The organism is Bradyrhizobium sp. McL0616 (assembly GCF_049993385.1).
Lineage (GTDB): Bacteria > Pseudomonadota > Alphaproteobacteria > Rhizobiales > Xanthobacteraceae > Bradyrhizobium.
The window spans coordinates 1,220,884-1,242,119 of record NZ_CP188255.1 but is presented as its reverse complement, the minus strand read 5'-3'; the positions used below and the strand labels follow the sequence as shown (position 1 = coordinate 1,242,119).

Annotated in this window: 22 protein-coding genes; 11 read left to right on the top strand and 11 right to left on the bottom strand. The window is 63.1% G+C overall.

Annotation, left to right across the window (positions count from 1 at the left end):
• Positions 1 to 35 precede the first annotated feature (35 nt).
• The gene (locus ACPPVR_RS06005) at positions 36 to 662 is read right to left on the bottom strand and encodes an NUDIX hydrolase (RefSeq protein ID WP_426613329.1); all 627 of its coding nucleotides are present in this window, start codon (positions 660 to 662) and stop codon (positions 36 to 38) included.
• A gap of 70 nt (positions 663 to 732) precedes the next feature.
• Here ACPPVR_RS06005 and ACPPVR_RS06000 point away from each other — a divergent pair, with 70 nt between their 5' ends.
• The 8 genes from ACPPVR_RS06000 to ACPPVR_RS05965 all read left to right on the top strand — a co-directional run bounded on the left by ACPPVR_RS06000 (position 733) and on the right by ACPPVR_RS05965 (position 9,490).
• Positions 733 to 1,158 (top strand): PaaI family thioesterase, encoded by a 426-nt coding sequence (locus ACPPVR_RS06000; protein WP_426613328.1) that lies wholly within the window; start codon positions 733 to 735, stop codon positions 1,156 to 1,158.
• Between the two features lie 145 nt (positions 1,159 to 1,303).
• A complete protein-coding gene (locus ACPPVR_RS05995; protein ID WP_426613327.1) occupies positions 1,304 to 2,326 on the top strand; it encodes an aldo/keto reductase in 1,023 nt (340 codons plus the stop codon).
• A 15-nt stretch (positions 2,327 to 2,341) separates the two neighbouring features.
• Positions 2,342 to 3,655, top strand: coding sequence for a tetratricopeptide repeat protein (locus ACPPVR_RS05990; RefSeq protein WP_426613326.1), 1,314 nt, complete (start codon positions 2,342 to 2,344; stop codon positions 3,653 to 3,655).
• A gap of 209 nt (positions 3,656 to 3,864) precedes the next feature.
• Positions 3,865 to 4,443, top strand: coding sequence for a hypothetical protein (locus tag ACPPVR_RS05985; protein WP_426616039.1), 579 nt, complete (start codon positions 3,865 to 3,867; stop codon positions 4,441 to 4,443).
• 366 nt (positions 4,444 to 4,809) lie between these two features.
• Positions 4,810 to 6,612 carry a tannase/feruloyl esterase family alpha/beta hydrolase gene (locus ACPPVR_RS05980; RefSeq protein ID WP_426613325.1) on the top strand — a complete coding sequence of 601 codons (1,803 nt, stop codon included), beginning with the start codon at positions 4,810 to 4,812 and terminating at the stop codon, positions 6,610 to 6,612.
• Between the two features lie 848 nt (positions 6,613 to 7,460).
• Complete coding sequence (locus ACPPVR_RS05975) at positions 7,461 to 8,360, top strand: LysR substrate-binding domain-containing protein (protein ID WP_426613324.1); 900 nt, start codon at positions 7,461 to 7,463, stop codon at positions 8,358 to 8,360.
• A gap of 171 nt (positions 8,361 to 8,531) precedes the next feature.
• Positions 8,532 to 9,107, top strand: a complete 576-nt coding sequence (locus ACPPVR_RS05970; RefSeq protein ID WP_426613323.1) for a cysteine hydrolase family protein — start codon at positions 8,532 to 8,534, stop codon at positions 9,105 to 9,107.
• Between the two features lie 110 nt (positions 9,108 to 9,217).
• A complete protein-coding gene (locus tag ACPPVR_RS05965) occupies positions 9,218 to 9,490 on the top strand; it encodes a hypothetical protein (RefSeq protein ID WP_426613322.1) in 273 nt (90 codons plus the stop codon).
• 49 nt (positions 9,491 to 9,539) lie between these two features.
• Here the strand turns inward: ACPPVR_RS05965 and ACPPVR_RS05960 are convergent, their stop codons facing one another.
• The 3 genes from ACPPVR_RS05960 to ACPPVR_RS05950 are packed head-to-tail and all read right to left on the bottom strand — an operon-like array spanning position 9,540 to position 12,201.
• The gene (locus ACPPVR_RS05960; protein ID WP_426613321.1) at positions 9,540 to 10,802 is read right to left on the bottom strand and encodes a flavin monoamine oxidase family protein; all 1,263 of its coding nucleotides are present in this window, start codon (positions 10,800 to 10,802) and stop codon (positions 9,540 to 9,542) included.
• Positions 10,803 to 10,811: 9 nt separating this feature from the next.
• Positions 10,812 to 11,516 carry a RibD family protein gene (locus tag ACPPVR_RS05955; protein WP_426613320.1) on the bottom strand — a complete coding sequence of 235 codons (705 nt, stop codon included), beginning with the start codon at positions 11,514 to 11,516 and terminating at the stop codon, positions 10,812 to 10,814.
• Positions 11,517 to 11,538: 22 nt separating this feature from the next.
• On the bottom strand, positions 11,539 to 12,201 hold the full coding sequence (locus ACPPVR_RS05950) for an FABP family protein (RefSeq protein ID WP_426613319.1): 663 nt from the start codon (positions 12,199 to 12,201) through the stop codon (positions 11,539 to 11,541).
• Positions 12,202 to 12,560: 359 nt separating this feature from the next.
• Between ACPPVR_RS05950 and ACPPVR_RS05945 the strand changes: the two genes are divergently transcribed.
• The gene (locus tag ACPPVR_RS05945; RefSeq protein ID WP_426613318.1) at positions 12,561 to 13,790 is read left to right on the top strand and encodes a pepsin-like aspartic protease; all 1,230 of its coding nucleotides are present in this window, start codon (positions 12,561 to 12,563) and stop codon (positions 13,788 to 13,790) included.
• A gap of 56 nt (positions 13,791 to 13,846) precedes the next feature.
• Here the strand turns inward: ACPPVR_RS05945 and ACPPVR_RS05940 are convergent, their stop codons facing one another.
• Positions 13,847 to 14,350, bottom strand: coding sequence for a hypothetical protein (locus ACPPVR_RS05940; protein ID WP_426613317.1), 504 nt, complete (start codon positions 14,348 to 14,350; stop codon positions 13,847 to 13,849).
• A 55-nt stretch (positions 14,351 to 14,405) separates the two neighbouring features.
• The gene (locus ACPPVR_RS05935) at positions 14,406 to 14,786 is read right to left on the bottom strand and encodes a hypothetical protein (RefSeq protein ID WP_426613316.1); all 381 of its coding nucleotides are present in this window, start codon (positions 14,784 to 14,786) and stop codon (positions 14,406 to 14,408) included.
• Between the two features lie 385 nt (positions 14,787 to 15,171).
• Between ACPPVR_RS05935 and ACPPVR_RS05930 the strand changes: the two genes are divergently transcribed.
• Positions 15,172 to 15,786 (top strand): hypothetical protein, encoded by a 615-nt coding sequence (locus tag ACPPVR_RS05930; RefSeq protein ID WP_426613315.1) that lies wholly within the window; start codon positions 15,172 to 15,174, stop codon positions 15,784 to 15,786.
• Between the two features lie 133 nt (positions 15,787 to 15,919).
• Here ACPPVR_RS05930 and ACPPVR_RS05925 read toward each other — a convergent pair whose 3' ends face one another.
• A complete protein-coding gene (locus ACPPVR_RS05925) occupies positions 15,920 to 16,627 on the bottom strand; it encodes a hypothetical protein (protein WP_426613314.1) in 708 nt (235 codons plus the stop codon).
• Between the two features lie 158 nt (positions 16,628 to 16,785).
• Between ACPPVR_RS05925 and ACPPVR_RS05920 the strand changes: the two genes are divergently transcribed.
• Positions 16,786 to 17,928: a LuxR C-terminal-related transcriptional regulator gene (locus tag ACPPVR_RS05920; RefSeq protein ID WP_426613313.1), complete on the top strand. Its 1,143-nt coding sequence runs from the start codon at positions 16,786 to 16,788 to the stop codon at positions 17,926 to 17,928.
• A gap of 234 nt (positions 17,929 to 18,162) precedes the next feature.
• Here the strand turns inward: ACPPVR_RS05920 and ACPPVR_RS05915 are convergent, their stop codons facing one another.
• The 4 genes from ACPPVR_RS05915 to ACPPVR_RS05900 all read right to left on the bottom strand — a co-directional run bounded on the left by ACPPVR_RS05915 (position 18,163) and on the right by ACPPVR_RS05900 (position 21,220).
• Positions 18,163 to 19,371 (bottom strand): ABC transporter substrate-binding protein, encoded by a 1,209-nt coding sequence (locus ACPPVR_RS05915; protein ID WP_426613312.1) that lies wholly within the window; start codon positions 19,369 to 19,371, stop codon positions 18,163 to 18,165.
• A 481-nt stretch (positions 19,372 to 19,852) separates the two neighbouring features.
• A complete protein-coding gene (locus ACPPVR_RS05910) occupies positions 19,853 to 20,071 on the bottom strand; it encodes a hypothetical protein (RefSeq protein ID WP_426613311.1) in 219 nt (72 codons plus the stop codon).
• Between the two features lie 15 nt (positions 20,072 to 20,086).
• Positions 20,087 to 20,488, bottom strand: coding sequence for a cytochrome C oxidase subunit IV family protein (locus ACPPVR_RS05905; protein ID WP_426613310.1), 402 nt, complete (start codon positions 20,486 to 20,488; stop codon positions 20,087 to 20,089).
• Between the two features lie 9 nt (positions 20,489 to 20,497).
• Positions 20,498 to 21,220, bottom strand: coding sequence for a heme-copper oxidase subunit III family protein (locus tag ACPPVR_RS05900; protein WP_426613309.1), 723 nt, complete (start codon positions 21,218 to 21,220; stop codon positions 20,498 to 20,500).
• Between the last annotated feature and the right edge of the window lie 16 nt (positions 21,221 to 21,236).

Here is a 21,236-nt window from a genome sequence, read left to right as displayed (position 1 = left end):
CGGTAACCGTCACGTTAACGTGCCGTTTACCATCGTCACTTCCAGGCGAACACCGGCTGTTCCAGCTCACGCACCCGGGTCTGCCGCCCCGCCAGCATCTCGCGGAACTGATAGATCAGGGCCGCCGTCGGCGCATGGATCAGGCTCCGCTCGTGATGGAAGCGGATCACGCGGCGCGCGCTTTCGGGGATCGCGACGAAGTCGAAGGCGTCATCGCGCTCGATGGTATCGAGCGCGATGCGATGGACGGATGCGACCTCATCCGGATTAGGCCGGATCACGCCGCTGTCGGCGGCCCACACCACCACCGGCGTGATCAGATAGCCGGAGCGCGTCGGATAGTCGTCGAGCGTGCCGAGCACCTCGCCGCTTCCGAGCGCGAGACCAAGCTCCTCATCGAGCTCGCGCAGAGCAGCCTCAATCGGCGTCTCGCCGACGTCGCAGCGTCCGCCCGGGAGCGCCCACTGACCACGATGCGCGCGCAGGTGTGATGCGCGCAGCGTGAGCAGGAGCGCGGTGCCGTCGCCCTCCCCCGTCGCGGTCAACGCAATCGCCACCGCAGCACGCTTCAATGCCGACGGGTCGGCCGCATCAGGCAGCCGCGAGAATGCCGCGCAGGCCTTTGCGATATTCCGTCTGGTGGCATCGTCGAAAGGTCTCATGATGCTTGACTACACCAGGACCGCATCTGATGAAACGAGGAGAGATCGCGTTGCAAGGATGGACCGGGAGATGATCGACAAGACCGCCGCAAAGCTAAAATCAGACGGCTGGACCATTCTCGAGACCACCGGCTTCATGCACCTGGTCGGCCCACTCTGGGAGCGCAAGGTCGACGGCCAATACGAATTCGCGCTTGCGACCGAGGACAAGCACCACAACCGTCGCGGCATGGTCCAGGGCGGCGTGATGATGACATTTGCCGACCGCACCTGCGGCATGACTGCCCGCTATGTCTCGGGCAAGGAGTTCATGGCCACCGTGCAGCTCGACACCCATTTCGTCGAGGCCGGCCAGATCGGCGACCTCCTGATCTCCCGCCCGCGCGTGGTGCGCGCGACCCGCAGCCTGATTTTCATGAGTACCGAGGTGACGGTGGACGGCCGCTGCGTGGTGATGGCGAATGGCGTGTTCAAGATCTTGAAGGGGCCGGGGTAGGTCATCGCTGCCGCCGCACACTCCCCTGTCGCCTGTCGAAGACCGGGACGACGAGAAGTAGGCGCATCTCTGGATTGCTTTGCTGCGCTCGCAATGACGGGACTGCGCGGCTATGGTGGCGCCACAAGAAGCAAAGGACCCGCCCATGCAATACCGCCAACTCGGCCGCACTGGCCTCAAGGTCTCGCCGATCTGTCTCGGCACCATGATGTTCGGCGGGCCGACGGATGAGGCCGCCTCGCAGCGGATCATTGCGAAGGCGCATGAGGCCGGCATCAACTTCATCGACACTGCCGACGCCTATTCCAAGGGCGGCTCCGAAGAGGTAGTCGGCCGCGCCATCGGCAACAATCGTCATGCCTGGGTGCTGGCGACAAAACTCGCCAATCCCATGAACACTGGTACGGGTAATGATCCCAATCGCGTCGGGCTGTCGCGGCGCTGGGTGTTGCAGGCGGCCGACGAGAGCCTGAAGCGGCTCGGCACCGACCACATCGACATCTACTATCTGCACAAGGAAGACCATGCGACGCCGCTGGAGGAGACGGTGCGCGCGATGGGCGATCTGATCCGCGCCGGCAAGATCCGTTATTTCGGTGTCTCGAATTATCGCGCCTGGCGCGTCGCGGAGATCTGCAACATCTGCGACCGGCTCGGCATCGACCGGCCTGTGGCGAGCCAGCCCTATTACAATGCGATGAACCGCATGCCCGAGGTCGAGCACTTTCCGGCTTGCGGCTATTATGGCCTCGGCATCGTCGCCTATAGCCCGCTGGCGCGCGGGGTGCTCACCGGCAAGTACCGGCCGGACACTACCCCGGACAAGGAGACGCGCGCGGGCCGCAACGACACCCGCATGATGCAGACCGAATGGCGGCCGGAATCGCTGAAGCTCGCGCAAGAGATCAAGAGCCACGCCGAGACGAAGGGCATCACCGCCGGCCAACTCGCGGTCGCCTGGGTGCTCAACTCAGCCTTCGTCTCCTCGGTGATCGCCGGTCCCCGCACCGAAGAACAGTGGGACGATTACATCCGCGCGCTCGACTATCGCTTCACCGCCGAGGACGAGGCGCTGATCGACCGCCTGGTGACGCCGGGCCATCCCTCGACACCGGGCTACAACGACCCCGCATATCCGATCGAGGGCCGCCGCGCGCGGACGGCGTAAGAGCGGGAGACGACGATGGCGTTGGAAGATCGCTGCGGCCTGCCGCTCTCCACCTCGTCGCATGAGGCAGCCAACGCCTATCGCGAGGGCGTCGATCTCATGCTCGCGGGCTGGACCGGCACGGCGGAGGTGCTGGAGCGCGCCATCGCTGCCGATCCGGATTTTGCGCTGGCCCATATCGCGCGGGCGCGGCTGCACGCGTTCTATCAGCAGGGCGACCTCGCACGCGCCAAGGCCGCCGTAGCACGCGAGCTCGTGGCGAAGCGCGGCGACGGTCGCGAGCGCTCGCATGTCCAAGCGTTGGCGCTCGCGATCGAAGGACGTTTGCCGGAAGCACGGTCAGCGACGCTGAGGCACATCGACACATGGCCGCGCGATGCAGTGGTGCTGTCGCTGCCGCTCGGCGCGTTCGGGCTGTTTGCCTTCTCCGGCATGGCCGATCACGACCAGGCGCGGCAGGATCTGTGCGAACGCGTCGCGCAGCATTACGGCGAGGACTGGTGGTTTCTCACGCTGTACGGCTGGGCGATGACCGAGAATGGCAACGTCGCGCGCGGCCGCGTAGTCACGGAGCGCGGCTTCGGTTTGCGGCGGCAGAATGCCCATGCCGCCCACGCTGTGCTGCATGCGATGTTCGAGGACGGCTCGATCGACGAGGCCGACCGTCTCATCGACGACTGGATCCCCTCTTACGGCCGCGCCGGAATTTTGCACGGCCACATCCTCTGGCACCAGGCGCTCGGCGCGCTCGAGCACGGCGATGCGGCACGGGCGCTCAAAATCTATTCCGACGTGCTTCAGCCTTCCGCGACGCAGGCGCCGCCGCTCAACATCATCACGGACGGCGCCTCGCTGCTGTGGCGCCTGTCGGCTTACGGCCATGCCGTGCCGACGGCGCTCTGGCTTGATGCCGACGCTGCCGCGCAAAAACTGTTCCCGAAATCGAGCCTGCCTTTCGCCGACGTCCACATGGCGCTGTTCGCCGCCGCGACGCAAAATCGTGAGGCACTTGCCGCGCGGCTCGCCGTGATCGAGCAGCGCCTTGCCGACGGTAAGCTGCCGGCCGGTCCCGTGGTGCCGGCGATCTGCCGCGCGCTGGCGGCTTTTGCGGATGAGGATTATGCCGCTTGCGTGCAAGCGCTCTCCCCTGTCCTCGCTGACGTCGTGCGCATCGGCGGCAGCCACGCCCAGCGCGAACTGCTCGAGGACACGTTTGTCGTCGCCCTGATGCGCAGCGGCGCCCTGCCGCGCGCCCGCACCCTGCTCGATGCCCGCTTGCACCGCCGCCCGTCCTTGCGCGATACTCGCTGGCGGCAGGCGACGGCTTGAGCTCTGCCACGAAAAAAACACCGGTCTGGCGGCAAGTGCCTGCCGGGACGGGTCGGGGCGATCGTAGTGAATCGCGGATGGGTGGCACGGTGGTATTCCAGACGGGCTTGGCCGAACAAACGGGATCGCAACCAATTCGTGGTTGGATGGTTGTCGGACGGAACTTGTCCATGAATGATTCCATGGCCCCCTGGCACGTGAGCCTGATGATGCGCCTCCGCCGACCGGTCCTGGCTGCAATCCTCGTCTGCCTCGTAAGCCCTTGTTTTGCTGGGACTTCCAGCGCGATCCCGGTCAACAATCCGCCCGCGCAGCAGAGCTCTTTTGTCGACCTGCTGGCGCTGATGTCCGGCCATTGCAAGACGCTGAAAGTCGCCGGGCGGACCTTCGCCTGCAAGACGGTGGCCTACGCCCATGGCGACGGTGGCCGGGTCAATTTCGCGGTCGCCGTCGACGACCCCAGCGACGAGAACCACGTGGTGTCGTTCTCCGGAGAGAACGGCAAGCGGGCCGACGACAATTCCTACGAGCTGCTGATCGACCGCATGCTGCTCAACTCCAAGGACCGGCCGAAGGTCGACGGCCTGCCGGTGCCGACGGAACAGTCCTCCACTGGAGTCTGCCGCCAGACCGGCAATTTCGCCGCCAAGAAGGTGAACGACGTCACCTGCTCTGCGACCGACAGCGAGGGCCGCAAATACGAGCTGCTGTTCGTCTCCGACGGCAAGCCGGTGAGCGTGCGCCGCATCCGGCAGTCGGTGCCGTCGATCCAGGATCCGTTCAAATAGGCGATTGATCGCGGCGACGATCCACACGCGCCTGCCGACAGCGGTGAGACTCGCTTGCACCTTCGCAAGTTCACTCGCGCTCGCATCCCCGCGAAGGATGCAATCCGCTCATAAATGTCACCAAACAATTCATTTGCTTTGTCGGCCGCCAAATCCGACTTTCGTGTGAAATAACACGACACGATCCTGGGGGGATGCTGCGCTCGCCTGTCCGGCGCACCATTTCATCGATCTCGCTCTCCGATCAGACGTCCGACGCTGACGATCCGGCAACGCTGTTGCTGGATTGCCGGATCGACGCGTCATGGCCGGATGCGACGACGCCATCTGCTGTCCGAAGTACCGAACCAAGAGAGAGGACTATTTATGACAGACAAGCGTGCCAGTGTTCAATTTGCATCTATCGGAAAGATCGCGCTCGGCCTCGCGGCCGCAGCGATGATGCTTGCGCCCGATACGCGCGCAAGCGCCGCAGGCCTCAAGGACCTGCCGTCGATCGCACCGGTGATGACGTGCAGCTCGCTCGTCGGCGTCGACCTGAGCGACGTCGGCAAGAAGGTCGGCGGCACCGTCACCATCACTTCGGCCGCAATTGTGCCGGCGTCGGCGACGAATCCAGCCGACTATTGTGGTGTGCGCGGCAACATCGGGCCCGGCGCCAACTCCATTGTGATGCGGCTGCCGACCAATGCCTGGACACAGCGCTATCTCCAGACTGGTTGCGGCGGCGAGTGCGGCAACGACAACATCGGCTACACCCAGTCGACCGGCTGCGTGCCGATCACCAACGGCACGATCGCGAGCGCCACGACCAATATGGGTCATGCCGGCCCGCCAGGCCCGCCCGATCCGACTTGGTCAGTCAACAATCCGCAGGCGCAGATCGACTTCGCCTATCGCGGCGTGCACGTCGCCTCGGAGGTCGCCAAGGCAATCATCGCCAAGTTCTACGGCAAGAAGCCGGCCTATTCCTATTTCAGCGGCTGCTCGGATGGCGGCCGCGAGGCGCTGATGGCTGCGCAGCGTTACCCGCACGATTTCGACGGCATCGCCGCCGGCGCGCCGGCAAGCGACATGGACGTGCAGAACACCTATCACCATGGCTGGCGCGTTCTCACCAACCAGACCACGCCGGGCACGATCCCGATTCCGGCCAGGAACACCTATGTCCTGCTGGCCGCCAAGCTCGCTTATGTCCACGCCAAGACGGTGGCCGCCTGTGACGCAATCGACGGCCTCGCCGACGGCGTCATCGACGATCCCAGGGCCTGCAACTTCGACACCAAGACACTCGTGTGCAGCAACAATGGCAACGAGACCGGCTGCCTGACGCAAGCGGAAGCCGATGTGGTCCGACGCATCCACGATGGCGCGGTGACTGCTGATGGCCAGCGGCTCGAGCCCACCGCCAATTCCGAATGGGGCGGCGAACTCGACTGGAGCCTGTTCGTGCCGGCCGCCCAGGGCGCGTCCGTCGGCAGCGAGAATTTCGTCACCTCGTGGGCGGCCTACAAGACCTTCTTCAACACCTACAATGCGAGCTGGACGCTGAACGACCTCAAGCTCACCGTATCCGGCTTCAACAACACGGTCGCGACCTCGACCGTCTATGCCGCGAACAATCCGGACCTCGGGCCGTTCGCGCGCCGCGGCGGCAAGCTGCTGCTGTGGCACGGCTGGGCCGACCAGCACATCCCGCCGTGCGGCACCATCAAGTACTGGCACGCCGTCAACGATTTGCTGGGCGACGATCAAGTCAACCGGTTCGCGCGGTTTTATCTGTTCCCCGGCATGGCGCATTGCGGCGGCGGGCTCGGGCCGAACACCTTTGACATCGTCACACCGCTGATGTCCTGGGTCGAGACCAACACCACGCCGAACGCGATCGTTGCCAGTAACACATCGACGTCGACCTCGCGCCCGGTCTATCCGTATCCGGCGGTGGCGCGGCTGAAGGCACCCGGGCTCGATCCCAAGGTCGCCGCCAACTTCGTCGCCTATACGCCGAAGAAGGAGCCGCCGGTCAGCGAATTCGTCGGGAATTATTTGTTCTCGCCCGACTATCCGCAGGCCCGGTGCCATGCCGACGGAACCACGCTGGTGTGCACGAACGACCGGCGGCACGACGGGCATGACGACGACGGGCGGCGCGACGAAGCCCAGAGGTGACGCCAACGCGCTGCGCGCCACGCCCCGACTTAAGGGCTGGCGCGCAGCGTCTCTTTCCAGACCAATCCACTTTCCCGCGTGACAATTGACGATGCGATTCCCTGCGCTCGTGCTGACGGGCCTGCTCATCTTCGGCCAGGCGAAAATGGTGGCCGCGTTGCCCGGCGCCGAGCCCGGTCAAAACCCGGAGCCCGCGCCAACGAGGCGAAGCGGCAATCCGCTCTGGGCCGTGCCGCTCGCTGAGCTGAGCGCAACCGGCAAGCGTCCGATCTTCACGGCCACGCGCCGCCCGCCACGCCCACCGGCGAAGGAAGATCCAGCAACATCCGCCCCGCAGCAGACGCAGGCGCAGCCCGACAGGCCGGCGCTGTCGCTGCTCGGGACAGTGACCGCGGCCGACGCAGCCGGAGGGATCGGCATCTTCATCGATGACAACGCCAAGCGCGCGATACGCCTCAAGGTCGGCGAGCAGCATAATGGCTGGGCGGTCCGGCAGGTACAGCGCGGCCGTGCCGTGCTCGAAAAGGACGGCGCGCGGGTCGCGCTGACGCTGGCGCCGCGGGACGCCTCGCCTCCCGCAGCGCCGCCGCTGCCACCCTCGGCCCTGAAGTCGTCGCGGAGCCGGCGGGGACGCGGCCGAAGCCGCTCGCGCCCATCCCCGTCGCAGCCTTCGACTGGACCGCGGTCCTGCGGCAGGGCGAAGCCGGATCGCATTAATTGCAGCGTCTCTGATCTTCCCGCCTTTTCCCGCGACGCGCACGAGTTGAATGTTGGTTCCGGCGCGTGCAGTGTGGCTTTCGCAAACGCCGGCAGAGTAAGGTCCGGCGGCAGGAGTGCCGGGGACGGGAATGCGGATCGATTTTCTGGGCTTGCAGGCCTTTGTCAGCGTGGCCGAGCGCGGCAGCTTCCTGCGCGCGGCCGCCCATCTCAATCTGTCGCAGACGGCGCTGAGTCATCGGATGAAGAAATTCGAGGAGGATCTCGGCGTCGCGCTGTTCGTGCGCACGACGCGGCAGGTCTCGCTCACGGCAGTCGGCCTCGAACTGCTGCCAAGAGCCTGCGCGCTGCTCGACGAGCTGTCCGACACGCTCGAAGGTGTGCGCGGGCACGGCGCCAAGAAGGTCGAGCGCGTCACCATCGGATGCCTGCCGACGATTGCGGCCTATCAGCTGCCGCGGGTGCTGCACGACTTCAGCGCGGCCTACCCCAACGTGTCGGTGAAGATTTACGACAATTCGGCGCGCGAAATCGCGCAGCTCGTGCAATCCGGCACCGCCGAGTTCGGCCTGACCATCGTGTCGCCGAACGTCGCCGACGTCGAGGTCAAGGTTTTGGCGAAAGAGCCCTTCGTGCTGCTGTGCGCCAAGGACGACCCGCTGGCCAAGCGCCGCTTCATCAACTGGTCGCAACTCGGCACCGCACCGCTGATCCGCATCAGCCCGCAAGCCGGCAACCGCGTGCTGATCGACGATGCGCTCGGACACCGCCGCGAAAAGCTGAACTGGCGCTACGAGGTCCAGCACCTCCAGACCGCAGTCGGGATGGTGCTGTCGCATGTCGGCATCGCGATCGTGCCCAAGATCGCCGGCAATCTGCCGGGCGTGACGGGCCTTGCAGCCGTGCCGCTGCGCAACCCCAGCATCCACCGCAGCCTCGGCGTCATCACACGGCGCGACAAGCCGCTGTCGCGCACCGCCCAGGCGTTGCTTCACATGGTGCGCCAGCATTTTGTGACGCTGCTGCGGTGAGCCTTCACCCGAAGCCCGCATGAGCGCGGCGACATGCGGGAGCCGTGGTGCCGGATATCGCTTCGCTCGTCCGGGCTACGGGACTCGTCTTGAAACGAGGGGAAATCGGCATTGCGTGCACCCGCCACCGCCTCGCATACTGGTCTCGACAAAAACCGGAATCCGCTTCCCATGGCCCGCTCCCTCCCCGCTCTCATCGTCGTCGACGTCCAGCGCGCATTCGATGAATGGGAGGCGGCAGGCAAGCGGCGCAACAATCCGGACGCGGTGGCGCGTATCGCCGACCTGTTGAGGGCGTTCAGGGCGAGCGGTGCGCCGATCTTCCACATCCGACACGAGGGCACCAAGCCGAACTCGACGTTCCGCCCCGAAAACTCCGGCTATGCCGTCAAGGACGAGGCGCGCGAACAGGCCGGCGAGCCCGTGATCGTCAAGCGCGTCAACAGCGCCTTCATCGGCACCGATCTCGAAAGGCGCTTACGCGCAGGCAACATCTCAACGCTCGTCATCTGCGGCGCCACCACCAATCATTGCGTGGAGACGACGACGCGCATGGCCGGAAATCTCGGCTTCGACGCCGGCCTGGTGCGCGATGCGACCTGGACGTTCGACCGCGTCGGGCCTGACGGCGATACGCATTCGGCCGAGGCGATCCACGCGATGACGCTGTCGAACCTGAACGGCGAATTCGCCCGCATTGTGACTGCGAATGACGTGATCACTTCGCTCGCAGCGGTGCGACAATAAACCTCAACGCGCTTCAGCAATTCGCGTCTGCGTCGTTTCGACGCCCGCTCTCGCCGGAACGCGGCTAACGCCCATCTGTTGTCACTCGACATCTCAACTGGAGTGATGACATGAAGTATCTCTTTGTCGCGATGGCTGTCGGCGCTGCGGCGCTCGCCGGCGGATCCGCGGCGAACGCGGCCGGCAGCGGAAAAGCGAAACCGAACGCCAGCCAATCGACCGACATCAGCGCGCAACACCGGCACCACCATCATCATCGCCCGCACTACCGAAGCTACGGCTATTACCCGCGCCAGCACGGCTACTATGGCGGCGGACCGTACGGTTACTACGGCGGCGGCCGCCCCGGCGTGACCTTCGGCTACGGTGGCAGTCGCTGGTAAACGGGTCATCATTGGTGAACGAAAGGCCCGCAAGCTCGCGGGCCTTTTTTCATCCGCGCAAGATCATCCCCGCCGTCTCGAGCCCGCTCGCCAGCGCGGCCTCGACCGTGCCCATGTCGCGGCCCCGATAAAGCGCTTCGCCGGAGAACAGCACGGGGCCGTCGGCGCGCGCCAAAATCGTCTGCGCCGCACGCGTCTGCGGCCTGGCCCAGGAATAGGCGCCGCGCGCGAACGGGTCGTGCGCCCAGTTCGTCGCCACGGCCGCCACGACATCGCGTGCGAGATCATGACGCGGCAGTCCAAATATCGTTGCCAGCGAAGAGATCCCGGCGTCGATTAACGCGTGCGGATCGAGGCCCGCGAGCTCCGCCGTCCGCGGACCGCCGAACCAGCCGGTGAGCACGGGATACTCGGCGGGACGCTGCGTCCACCACACCGGGATCGTCTTATCCGACAGCAGGAAAGTGAGATCATCCGTCCAGTCGAGCCACCATGGCTTCGTAAAGCGCAGCAGGATCTTGACGACATTGCCGAAGCCGATATCGGCAGCGAGCGCGGCCTTCTCCCGCGCGCCGATCGGCAACGCGATCTCAGGCAATAGCGGCAGCGGCACGGTGAGGATCACCTTGCCGCACGAGAGCACCTCGCCACCGGCGCAGCGGACGGCAAGATCGCCGCTGCTCTCCTCGATGGCTGCCACCACGCAACCGTGGCGAATCGCAACACCATGCCTGCTGCACTCCGCCGCGAGAAACGCGATCAGCGCGCCATAGCCGCCGACGATACGCCCCTGCGTGTGGTGTCCGCCATCCATCCACTCCTCGCGCAGTGCCAGCGTCGAGGCGCGCTCCGGGTCGGCAGCGTCGTAGCCCTCGACCATTCGCTCGATCGAACGCCGCATCCGCGCATATTCATCACCGGAAAAATGCCGGCGCAGGAATTCGGCGACGGTGAGGTCGTCCTTCAGCTCCTTCAGCGCCGCATGAAGCTCGGTCTCATGCGGATCATCGCGGCTTTCACGCGAAAATTTTGCGCCGCCAAAACTCCATTGCGTGCCCTCGATCGCCTGCAGCGACAGCCCCGCCTCGCCCAGCAGACCGCGCGTGACCGGCGCCTCGCCATGGACGAACTCGGCACCGCCATCGGCGGCATAGCCAAACTGCGAAGCGGGCAACGGATGGATACGCCCGCCGCAGCGGTCGCGCGCTTCCAGAATCGTGACGCGTTTGCCCGCGCGCGCAAGCTCGCGCGCGGCGATCAGGCCGGCGGCGCCCGCGCCAACGATGACGATGTGCTCTGACTTGTCCGACATTGCCGCTGCTTACTTGCCCGCGACGTCGTTCTGGATCAGGTAGCGCAGCAGCAAGACGCCGCCGCCGAGCTGCCGCGTGCTTTCCAGCGTCATCGCGGTGAGTGGCGCGCGTTTGTCGCTGTCGGCCTCCGTCGAATCGAACACGAAGGGCGCGCCGCTGGCGCCATCCACCGCGGGACTGAGGATCAGGTTGAATTCGTCGATGAGACCGGCGCGCAGGAACGCGCCATTGGCAACGCCGCCGCCCTCCACCAGCAGGCGCTTCACGCCAAGCTCGCGATTGAGGATGTCGAGCGCCAGCGCCAGGTCGATCTCGGACTTCCCGGCAAAGACGTAGGACACGCCTTCGCCGCGCAGCCCGACCAAATGCGAATCCGGCACACTCTCGGTCAGCACCACGACGATCGGATCGCCGCCGATATCGGAGCGGCCCCAGCCGATCTTGCCCTGCGCGTCGAGCACGACGCCATAGGTCTTTGCATCGCGCCGCGCGAACCAGTTTTCGCGCGGAAGCCTCTCATTCAACGTCGCGGGATAGGGCTTGCCCTTGGCGAACTCCGAGCCGGTGACGCGGCCGATCACCCAGGCATCGCCGCCGAGCTCGTCATGGATCTTCTCGAACCAGTCGGTGCCCGCGCTCTTCGGGCGCCAGCGGCTGGGATGGGTGCGGCCGTCCAGGCTCGAGTGCATCAGACAGATGACGTACGGCTTCATGCCAATTCTCCGCAACCGTTTCTCAAGCCGCCGGCCCTTTGCCGTTGGCGCGATCGTTCACGATCACCGCGAGCGGATTGAGCTTTGGCGGCGCGACGAGCTTGAGCGTGTTGCTGTCATGATGGTTGAACGGGGCGCCTCGCACGAAAAGCTCGGTCTGGATCAAATAGCTCCAGCTGTTATCGTCGTTGAAGGTGATGTCGCAACGATAACTGTCGGTGCGGAAGGCTTGTTCCAGGAAATCGGTCGAGCAGATCCCGTAAGCCGTATCGCCGCGCTTCGCCGTGACGGAAATTGTCTTGTCATCCGGCTTGGCCTTTCCTGACGCAAGCAGCACCTGCCCGCGCGGGATCGCCAGCGTCTGCATGATCAGCCCGGTCGCGGGCTCCCACAGCCAGTAGCCGACCTGGTCGTGGAAGGTGATGTCCTCTTCGCGCGTGTTGATATGGATGTGATAGCGCAGCCCGTAAAGGAGCTGCGGCCCGTTGGCCTGCGGATCGATCGGGTCCATCCGGATATGCTCGATGAACACCCGCCGCTCCGGCCCTTCCGCCTTCGGATTGACGTCGATGCCCTTGTCCGCCTGCCACACGCCGGCGAGACGGCGGAGCGGGCCAAGATTGGCAAGGCCGTCGGGCGAGACGTCCTCTTGCTCGGTGAAAATGTCGGCGGGAATGGGGAGCATTGCGGGAATCTCACGGGATTGCGGGGACGGCCACGGCGAACCGCGGGCCTATCTTAGACGATCGCAACGCGGTGGCCAGTCACGGAAATTGTGCTGCTCGACAACTTGCCGCGAGAGATCACTGAATCACGTTTACGTTGCACCGCCTGAATTCTCGCTTTATGCTGAAACTCGCCTCGGGGTGATCGCAAGCTCTTCCCGATGGAATTTGAAATATCGATTTTGATCAAGCAATACCCCGAACAGGAGCGACTCGCAGCAACGCCTTCGCCTGCCCGGGGAGTCATCGCCAGCATCCGCTGAGAATTTCGCCACAACCTGATTGCACGCGGCCAAGCCGCAAGACAGAGAGGTGCGTGATGGTCAAAGCCACGAAGAAGGCCTTTCTCCCAAAGTCGATGATCGCACCACAAGCGACTCCCAACATCCGCAGCGCTGCGGCGGCCCTCGGCGGAAAAATCTCCGCAACCACCGTGCGGATGCCCATCACCAACGTCCTCAACGACGGCGACTACAGCGGCAAGATCTATGTCGGCAGCAAGAGGGTTGAGGTCGACGTGCTTCTCGATACCGGCAGCAGCACCTTGGCGGTGGATGGCCATGTCTACGATCCCACCAAGGACAGCGCAGCCAAGCTCACCAACATCGGCCAGGAGATCGGCTATGACGACGGCAGCCGCTGGGTCGGCGGCATCGTTCTGACCGACATCAGCGTCAATTCCGCTCAGCCCCTCGTCCTGCCCAAGGTCCATACCGCTGTCGCGTATCACGCGACCAAGAGCATGTTCGGGCTGTCGCACGGCATCCTCGGCCTCGCCTACACCAAGCTCAACGATGCCTACGAGATGCCGGGCCCCACCATTCCGCCTCACTACACCTACAACCAGATTCAGACCGGCCACGTCACCCATGTCGAGCCTTATTTCTCGCAACTCGAGGCCACAGGCTTGGTCGCCAACAAATTCGCCTTCTACACGCTGCGCTCAATGGTCAGCATGGCGACGGCGAAGCCCAAATCCGATCCGCTGAACAGCGGATTTCTCATCCTCGGAGGGGGTGAGGAGCAAACGGATCTCTACACCGGGACCTTCCAGGTCGCGCGCGTGGTTCACGACATCTACTACAACGTCAATTTGAAATCCGTCCAGGTCGGCAAGAGCGCACCTATCCAGGTCTTGCCGCCGACAAAGGCCAGCGGCAACGCGTCCAATGCCATCGTGGACAGCGGCACTAACGGAATCTATCTCGACAAGCCCGTCTTCAAGGAGGTCCTCGCCCGGTTCTCGTCTCTCGGTCTCGAGGATGAATTTCACGCCGGGTACTTGCCCATGAGCAAGCTCAAGCTGGCCGATTGGCCGGTGTTGACCTTCGTCCTGGAAGGCGCGCTGGGCAGCGACGTCACCTTGCACGTCACCCCGCAAACCTACTGGCAGACCAATGCCCCAAAAGCCGGCCATGCCTCGCTGGTTTTTTACACTGGAGACAGCCCGTCGATTCTCGGGCTGCCGCTGATGAACAACTATTTCACCGTCTTCGACCGCTCGGTGAACAAGGGGCGTGGGGTCGTCAGCTTTGCCAGGATCACATAGGCTGGCGCCCCCGAACGGCTCTCAGTTCGGAGGCTCCAGCCGCAGCCTACGCGACGTCAACGCCAGCCCGCCGCCAACGCCACGCTGCTGCAATACGCCATGGTTTCGCCGGATCGCCAGCCGGTGACCCGTCCTGCTTCCTTGCACTCTTCGTAGGTCTTGTAGTTGCCGACGTTTCGGCATGTCGCCGAGTACACGCCACCCGTGGCGTTGCAGCCGACCCACGGCGCGTTAGCCGTCTTGAAGCTCGATTGGCAACCGCCGACGCAGCTGCCGGTTTCGCGTTCAAGCTTGGCAAGCTTCGCGGTGTCCGACATCGGCGCCCCCGTCGCCGTCGAAATGGTTGACGACGTGCGGGACCCGGTGCTGCGGGTGACCACATGATGCGCCGGTCTGTGAGGCCTCACCACTTGCTGCGGCGCATCGACCGTGACGCCCGGAAGCTGGGTGTCGGTGGGGGTCGGTTGAGACATTGCCGTGCCGCTCAGCGCGCACAGCAGCAGTGCAATCGATGGGAGTGCGACAGCGGAACGCGCAACGAAGCCTAACGACAACGTCATGGCCATGTCCTTCCAAATGCAGGGACGGTCAATTCCATCCCTGAACGGAAGAATATCACGCTCCGTTGCGAGTTGCATTATGGTTTGTCACAACCCGACACGGGCTCTTGAGCGGCCATGGCCCCCTGGAAGATGCGGTGGTCGTGCCCATCATCTCGAGTCGCGGCCAGATGATCGGCATGAACCTCAGTTCTCTTTGGACCAGTTCCGATCGCAATCGTTCCGCCCGTTCTTTAGCCGCATTGCCGACCAGCCGATACCTGTTGCCCATCGCTCTATCGGCTTCGACCTGATGTCGAATGCTTTCATACAGTTGGAGCACGCTCTGATCGCTCAGGTGCTCAAAGCTGTTGCCTCGGGGAAGCGGCGCGGGATCAGACGCCTTGCCTGCTCGGAGATCCGAAATTGGCTCGTTGATCGAATTTTTCTGATTCATGACATCTTGGTGGGTTGCGCACGGCAACACGGGCCACCTCCCTGAGTTCCAATCGACACCCCCGGCGTGGCGCTTGGGAGTGCTCTAACTTGTGCTCGAGGCGCCTGACAGGAACGTCGATCCAACTGAGGAGTTGGGATAACGGTCTGTGGCGCGATACGAGTTTCGCGACATCCACCCGGAACGGTCCATCGTCGAACGCGCGTTCGCCGGTGGGCCGGTTTTCGTTTTGAGGCCCCTTCGATCACCCGTCACCGCGTCGATATTTGTGGAAGCGGCGACCTCCATATCACCCCTTCGTGACCGCGCTGCGAATTCCGATGCGTAACGTTCTGACGAGCAGAACGTACTTGCCAATGATGATCCATCATCAAAAGGAAGAGTTATGAATTGGAAGTTGACTGCCGCAGCGCTGAGCATCGGCGCCGTAATCCTCACCGGCTTCAATGCTGCAGCCAACGCAGCAGACATCGTGCGCGTTCGCGGCGTGATCGAGACGTCGGACGGATCGAAAATGACCGTCAAGACCCGCGAGGGCGCATCGACGGCGATCGCATTGGCCACCGGCGTCAAGGTCATGGCCGTGGCAAAGGCGTCCGTTGAAGATATCAAGCCTGGCGATTTCGTAGGCATCGCTTCATTGCCGAAATCAAAGGGTGGCGATGGTGCCGTTGAAGTTCTCATTTTCCCGGCGGCCATGAAAGGCACCGGCGAGGGCAGCTATCCCTGGGATCTCAAACCCCAGAGCACGATGACCAATGCCACCGTCTCGAACGCCGTCAAGGAAGTCGATGGGCATGAGATAACGGTGAAGGTCAACGGCAAGGACAAGACGATTTCAGTTGCGGACGGCACGGTCGTCGTCACCTTGGCGCCCGCCATCGCGGCGGATCTGAAGCCGGGTGCCACCGTCTTCGTGCCCACCGAACGCGGCACCGACGGCACGCTCACTGCCGGCTTCGTGATCGTCGGCGCCAACGGCATCGTGCCACCGATGTAACGTCAAATGACCGAACGACGGTGACAGTGCACTCGACTCAGCGATTTCTGCCGGCGGTCAAACTGACCGATAGTCCGGCCACGCATTGAGTGCACTGTCGCCGCAATCACTTCGTCAGCAACCCGCGACGTCGCTACTTCAACGCCAGGCTGGTGCAATACCAGGAGGCTTCAGCGGTTCTCCAACCGGTGATCCGGCCGGCCTCCTTGCACTCGTCGTAGGTCTTGAAGTTGCCGGCGTTTCGGCACGTTTGCGAATAGCCGCCACTCGAAATGGAACATCCGTGCCAGGGGGCGTTGCCATATCTGAAGCTCGTCTGGCAACCATCAACACAGTTGCCCATCGTAGTCGCAAGCTTGGCAAGCTGCGCGGCTTCCGACACCGACGACGCCGGGATCGTCGGAGCAGCTGATCCTGGTCGGGACGTCGTGCTGCGCGCTGCCGAATGGTGCGCCGGCCTGTGAGGCCTCGCCACTTGCTTCGGCGCATCGACCGTAACGCCGGGAAGCTGGTTGTCGGTGGGGGTCGGTTGAGACATTGCAGTGCCGCTCAGCGCGCACAGCAGCAGTGCAATCGATGGAATAGCGACAGCGGGACGCGCAACGAAGCGAAAAGACAACGTCATGGCCATGTCCTTCCAAATGCGGGGACAGTCAATTCCATCCCGGAGCCGAATTCTATCACGCGTCAGTTGAAGTTGCATCGTCGGATCATGCATCTCATCGCAGCTCTGCCGCCGCGCCAACAGCGACGTATCTGCCTCAGCTTTAATCAGCCCCCCGAGCGGACCGAGAGCCGGATTTCCCGCAAAGGCGCGAACGGCCCACCATGCGCGAATCATCGCAGCCGCCCAAGACATCGTGTTCGACGTTCCTGTTGTGTTGCGGAATCGAGGTGTTAAAGACCAGAGCTGGCAGGCTGTGACACCCTCCATCGGATGATGCTGCTCGCGAGGCGACTTTCAAGTGAAGTGAGTGACGACCAAGCGGGCAATTCGGAATGCAGCAGGCTTCGTTCGAAAAATACTCAGACCTCATCGGCGCCATTTACGATTGTGTGATCACGCCCGAACGATGGACCGGGGTTCTGGACGAGATTTGTGCAGAGTTCGGGTTTGCCACCGGTGCGCTCTCGGTCGCCAGCCTCTCGAACATGAGGGCGGGCGTCAATGCGGTCTCGGGGAGCGACCTGGCCGAGATGGCCCAGAACGGGGTCGCCTATGGGGCTGACATCATCGAACTCTGGGGCGGCGTCGAGCGCATTCAGCAATACCCGCTCGGAGAACCGATCGTTCAATCCCAGGCCGTCCGGCAGGACGTCATTGCCAGCAATCGCTATTATCGGGAGTGGGCCCTGCCCAAGGGCTTGTTCGACGCTGTTGCCGTCGGCCTCGTGCGCGACAGGATGATGGTTGGCAATGCGATCTTCAGCCAACATGAGTCGGCCGGCCCCATCGGCGATGCGCAGCTCGACGGATTGCGCATTCTGGCACCTCACATCCGCCGCGCGGTGACGATCAGCAATCTATTCGACATGAAGACGGTCGAAGCCGCGACATTTGCCGCGACAGTGGAGGCCCTGACGGTCGGAGTCGTCCTAGCCGACGAGAATTCGAAGATCGTTCACAGCAACGCCGCAGCCACAGTCATGCTCGCAGCCGGTGATCCGATCGTGGTTCGAGATGGCCGGATCGCCGTTCGATCCGCGGCGACCACCGGCACATTGCAATCAGCCATCGCGCAGGCCGCGAACGACGAGGCAACGCTCGGCCAAAAGGGCATTGGCATCCCGATCCCTGGCCTCGGCGGTGCGCCTCTTGTCATCCACGTTCTGCCGTTGCGACGCAGTCACATGCGATCCGGTTTGAACCAGAGAGCCGCCGCCGCCCTGTTCGTGGCGTCGGCCTCCGGGCCGCCGCAGCTCCCTCACGATGCTCTCAACCAGATCTATGATCTGACGCCGGCCGAGATTCGTATCTTCGAGCTGATTTGCGAAGGCGAAACACGGGCCGAGATCTCGCAATTGCTCGGCATCTCCGTCAGCACCGTGAAAAGCCACCTTCTTCATGTCTTCGAAAAGACGGGGTGTCGGCGCCAGGTCGATCTGGTCAGGCTGGCGAAGTCGCTGACGTTCCCGGTGTAGGGAGTGACTTTGAGCCGAGGCTAGCTGAACCTGGGTTCAGATCCGTACCGGCGAGCCCTTGCGGAAGAGCCATGGTGCCCAGGGAGGGAATCATACGCAACCACCGACAGGACGAACCGCTGTTTGTCCTTAGCATGGTGGCGCCTTCAATCCCGACCACTTCAGCCGGCTCAGCATGGACGACGTCTACGCCGGTAGAACGGCCAACGTGGCGGGAACGGCGGCCGCACGGGATCAATCGGTGACAATCGGCCCAAACGCCTCCCATCGGTCGCCCGTGAAACGCATCATTCGGAACTCCTTGACCACACGATAGTCGGTCGGGCCGGTGTTGACGGAGAGCCCCGGGAGCAGCAGATCAAGTTTCACGTTTTTCAGGCCCGTCGCTTGTGCCATGACATTCTCGCGCGAGAGATTGTCGCCGCATTGCTTCAAGACCTGCACCAGCAGCTCGGCGGCGCTATAGCCATAGACCGTGAAGATGCTTTTCCGGTCGCCTCCCGGATAATAGCCGTCCATGAAGGCGCTCCATCGCTTCATGCCTTCGTCATCTCGCCAGGTCGGGTCATCGGCCTCCTTGAACGAGCTCGCCGAGATGATGCCCTTTGCGTTCTCGATGCCCGCGGGGCTCAGGACCGCGTCGATCGAGGACGAGCCGACGCCAAGGAGGTGAACGGGCTTCCACTCAAGCTCTGCCATCTTTCGGATGACTTGGGCGGCGAATTTCGAAGCAGCCATGTTGACGAGGACGTCGACACCGGCCGCCTTGAGGCGCACGACCTGCGAGTCGACGGTCGGGTCCGACACATCGTACGAAGCTTCACTGACGATGAGTTCGGCTGTCCTTGCGCCGAGCGCTTCCTTCAACCCGGTCAGATAATCTCTGCCGCTCTCATCGTTCTGATAGAGCAGGCCGATTCTGGCATTCGGATAGTTATCCAGGATGAAGCGCGCGTAGACGCGAACCTCCGTGCGCAGATTGGGAGCAAATCCCATCGTCCAAGGGAAGTTGATCGGATCCTCGAAACGCGTCGACCGCCCGGCCACGAACAGCTGAGGGATCTTGCGGTCATTGAGATATTTCTGGACTGCGATGTTCGAGGCATTGCCGAGCGTCTGGAATGTGAACAACACCTCGTCGCTCTCTATGAGCTTGCGGACTTGCTCGACAGTCTTGGACGGCGCCGCCGCATCGTCGTAGGAAATCAGCGTGATCTTGCGTCCATTGACGCCGCCATGATCATTGATCATTCGGAAATAGGCTGCCTGCACCTTGCCGATCACGGAGGATGCCGAGAGCGGACCGCTATAGGGCATCGTCTGGCCGATCTTGATCGCAGCATCACTTGCGCCTTGACCATATTGACGATCACCAGCAAGCAAAGAGGTCGTGACGAAAAGTCCCACAGCAAGGATTGCCGCTCTGGCAGCGTTCGTGCGCAAGCTCTTACTCATCGCTGGAGCGGAGTTCGTGGATCCGGGCGCTGCTCACGACATGCATGCTGCTTCGCCGACCGAAGAGCGAACTCATCACGCAGCCCGCGAGAAAGCCGTTCGGCTGGATTGGATCAGAGCGGACAAGAACGGTCCAACGAGCCCTGCCCGCGGTGTGTTGGGAAATCTTCCCGACGTTCGACAAGCCTACGATCGGCAACGACCAGCCGCGTTGGGACAGTGTGGCGTTGGGCTTCGAACCAGCGATTGCGAATCCTTTCGATGCATCGCGAAACCCGCAATCGCGGGAGCTGCCCCTCGTGCGAATCCCTGGCTAGGTCCAATTCCGGGAGGCGCAATCACCGATACCGACATTCGCTGATGGTTCCGATCCAGCCAGGTTACCCGCCGCTAACCGATCGAAAAAGCTCCGCTCCCGGCTCGATCCATCATGGGCCCGACGGAGATTTCCGGTTCATCTTTTATGTCGCTATCCCGGTTCCGCCGGCCTTTCTCGCCGAAGAACGTCTTCGGCGAGCGGATGTGACGGATGACGTGTATCGCCACGCCGGTTTTGTGGGCGCACGTATATGATGACGGCTTCCGGAAACTCTGTCTTCACCTTCAGCGCGGCGGCGAGCGCGTCCTGTGCGTCCAAGACGACATGGTCTGCTTTTCCATTCAGCTTGAGCCCAACGGTAAATTGCATCCACGAACCTCCCAGCTACGCCGTTGGCGCGAAGAACATGACCCGGAGCAGATGCGTGTAGTCGGATTCGAACACCATGATCGCCACGAATACCAACACCAGCACCGGCGGCAGCAGGATCGCGTAGGCAAAAGCCAACCGCTCCCAGGCCATGTGCATGAAGACCGCGACGATCAGGCCAGCCTTCAACACCATGAACAGCAGGATCAGCGACCATCGTAGATGGCCCTGGAGGCCAAAGTAGTCGACGAGATAGGAGCAGGTGCTGAGAACGAACAACCATCCCCAGACCACGAGATAAAGCTTGATCGGATGCTGCTGGCCCTTTGTGTGTGTGGTTCCTAATGCCAGTGCGTCATGCGCGTGAGCTTGCAGCGAGGGTTGCTGCGCCTCCAGATGTACCGCGACGTTTGTCATGCTGCGACCTCACCACAGATAAAAAAGCGCAAAGATGAACACCCACACGAGATCGACGAAGTGCCAGTACAGGCCGGTGATTTCGACGATCTCGTAATACCCCTTCCGGCTCGTGAAAAAGCCGCGCCTTCCGACATCGAAGTCTCCCCGCCAAACTTTTCGCGCGATAGCGATCAGGAAAATCACACCGATCGTCACATGGGTGCCGTGGAAGCCGGTGATCATGAAGAAGCTTGATCCAAACTGCTCCGCACCCCACGGATTGCCCCAGGGCCGGACGCCCTCCATGATCAGCTTGGTCCATTCGAACGCCTGCATCCCGACGAACGTCGCACCGAATGCCGCTGTCGCCAGCATCAAGGCTGCAGTTTTGGCGCGGTCGCGGCGATAACCGAAGTTGACGGCCATCGCCATCGTCCCGCTGCTGCTGATCAGGATGAAGGTCATGATCGCGATCAGGATGAGCGGGATTTTCTTATCTCCGATCGCGAGGGCGAAGACTTCGCTGGGGTTGGGCCAGGGCACGGTCGTGGTCATTCTCGTCGTCATGTACGACAGCAGAAAACAGCTGAAGATGAAGGTGTCGCTGAGGAGGAAGATCCACATCATGGCCTTCCCCCAGGAAACGTTCTTGAAGGCGCGCTGATCCGAGGACCAGTCGGCGGCGATGCCTCGCCAACCTGCAGGCCGCGCCGGCGGTTCTACGTTGTTTATCAGCGCCGTTTCTGCCATCTGGTCCTTGCCTCCC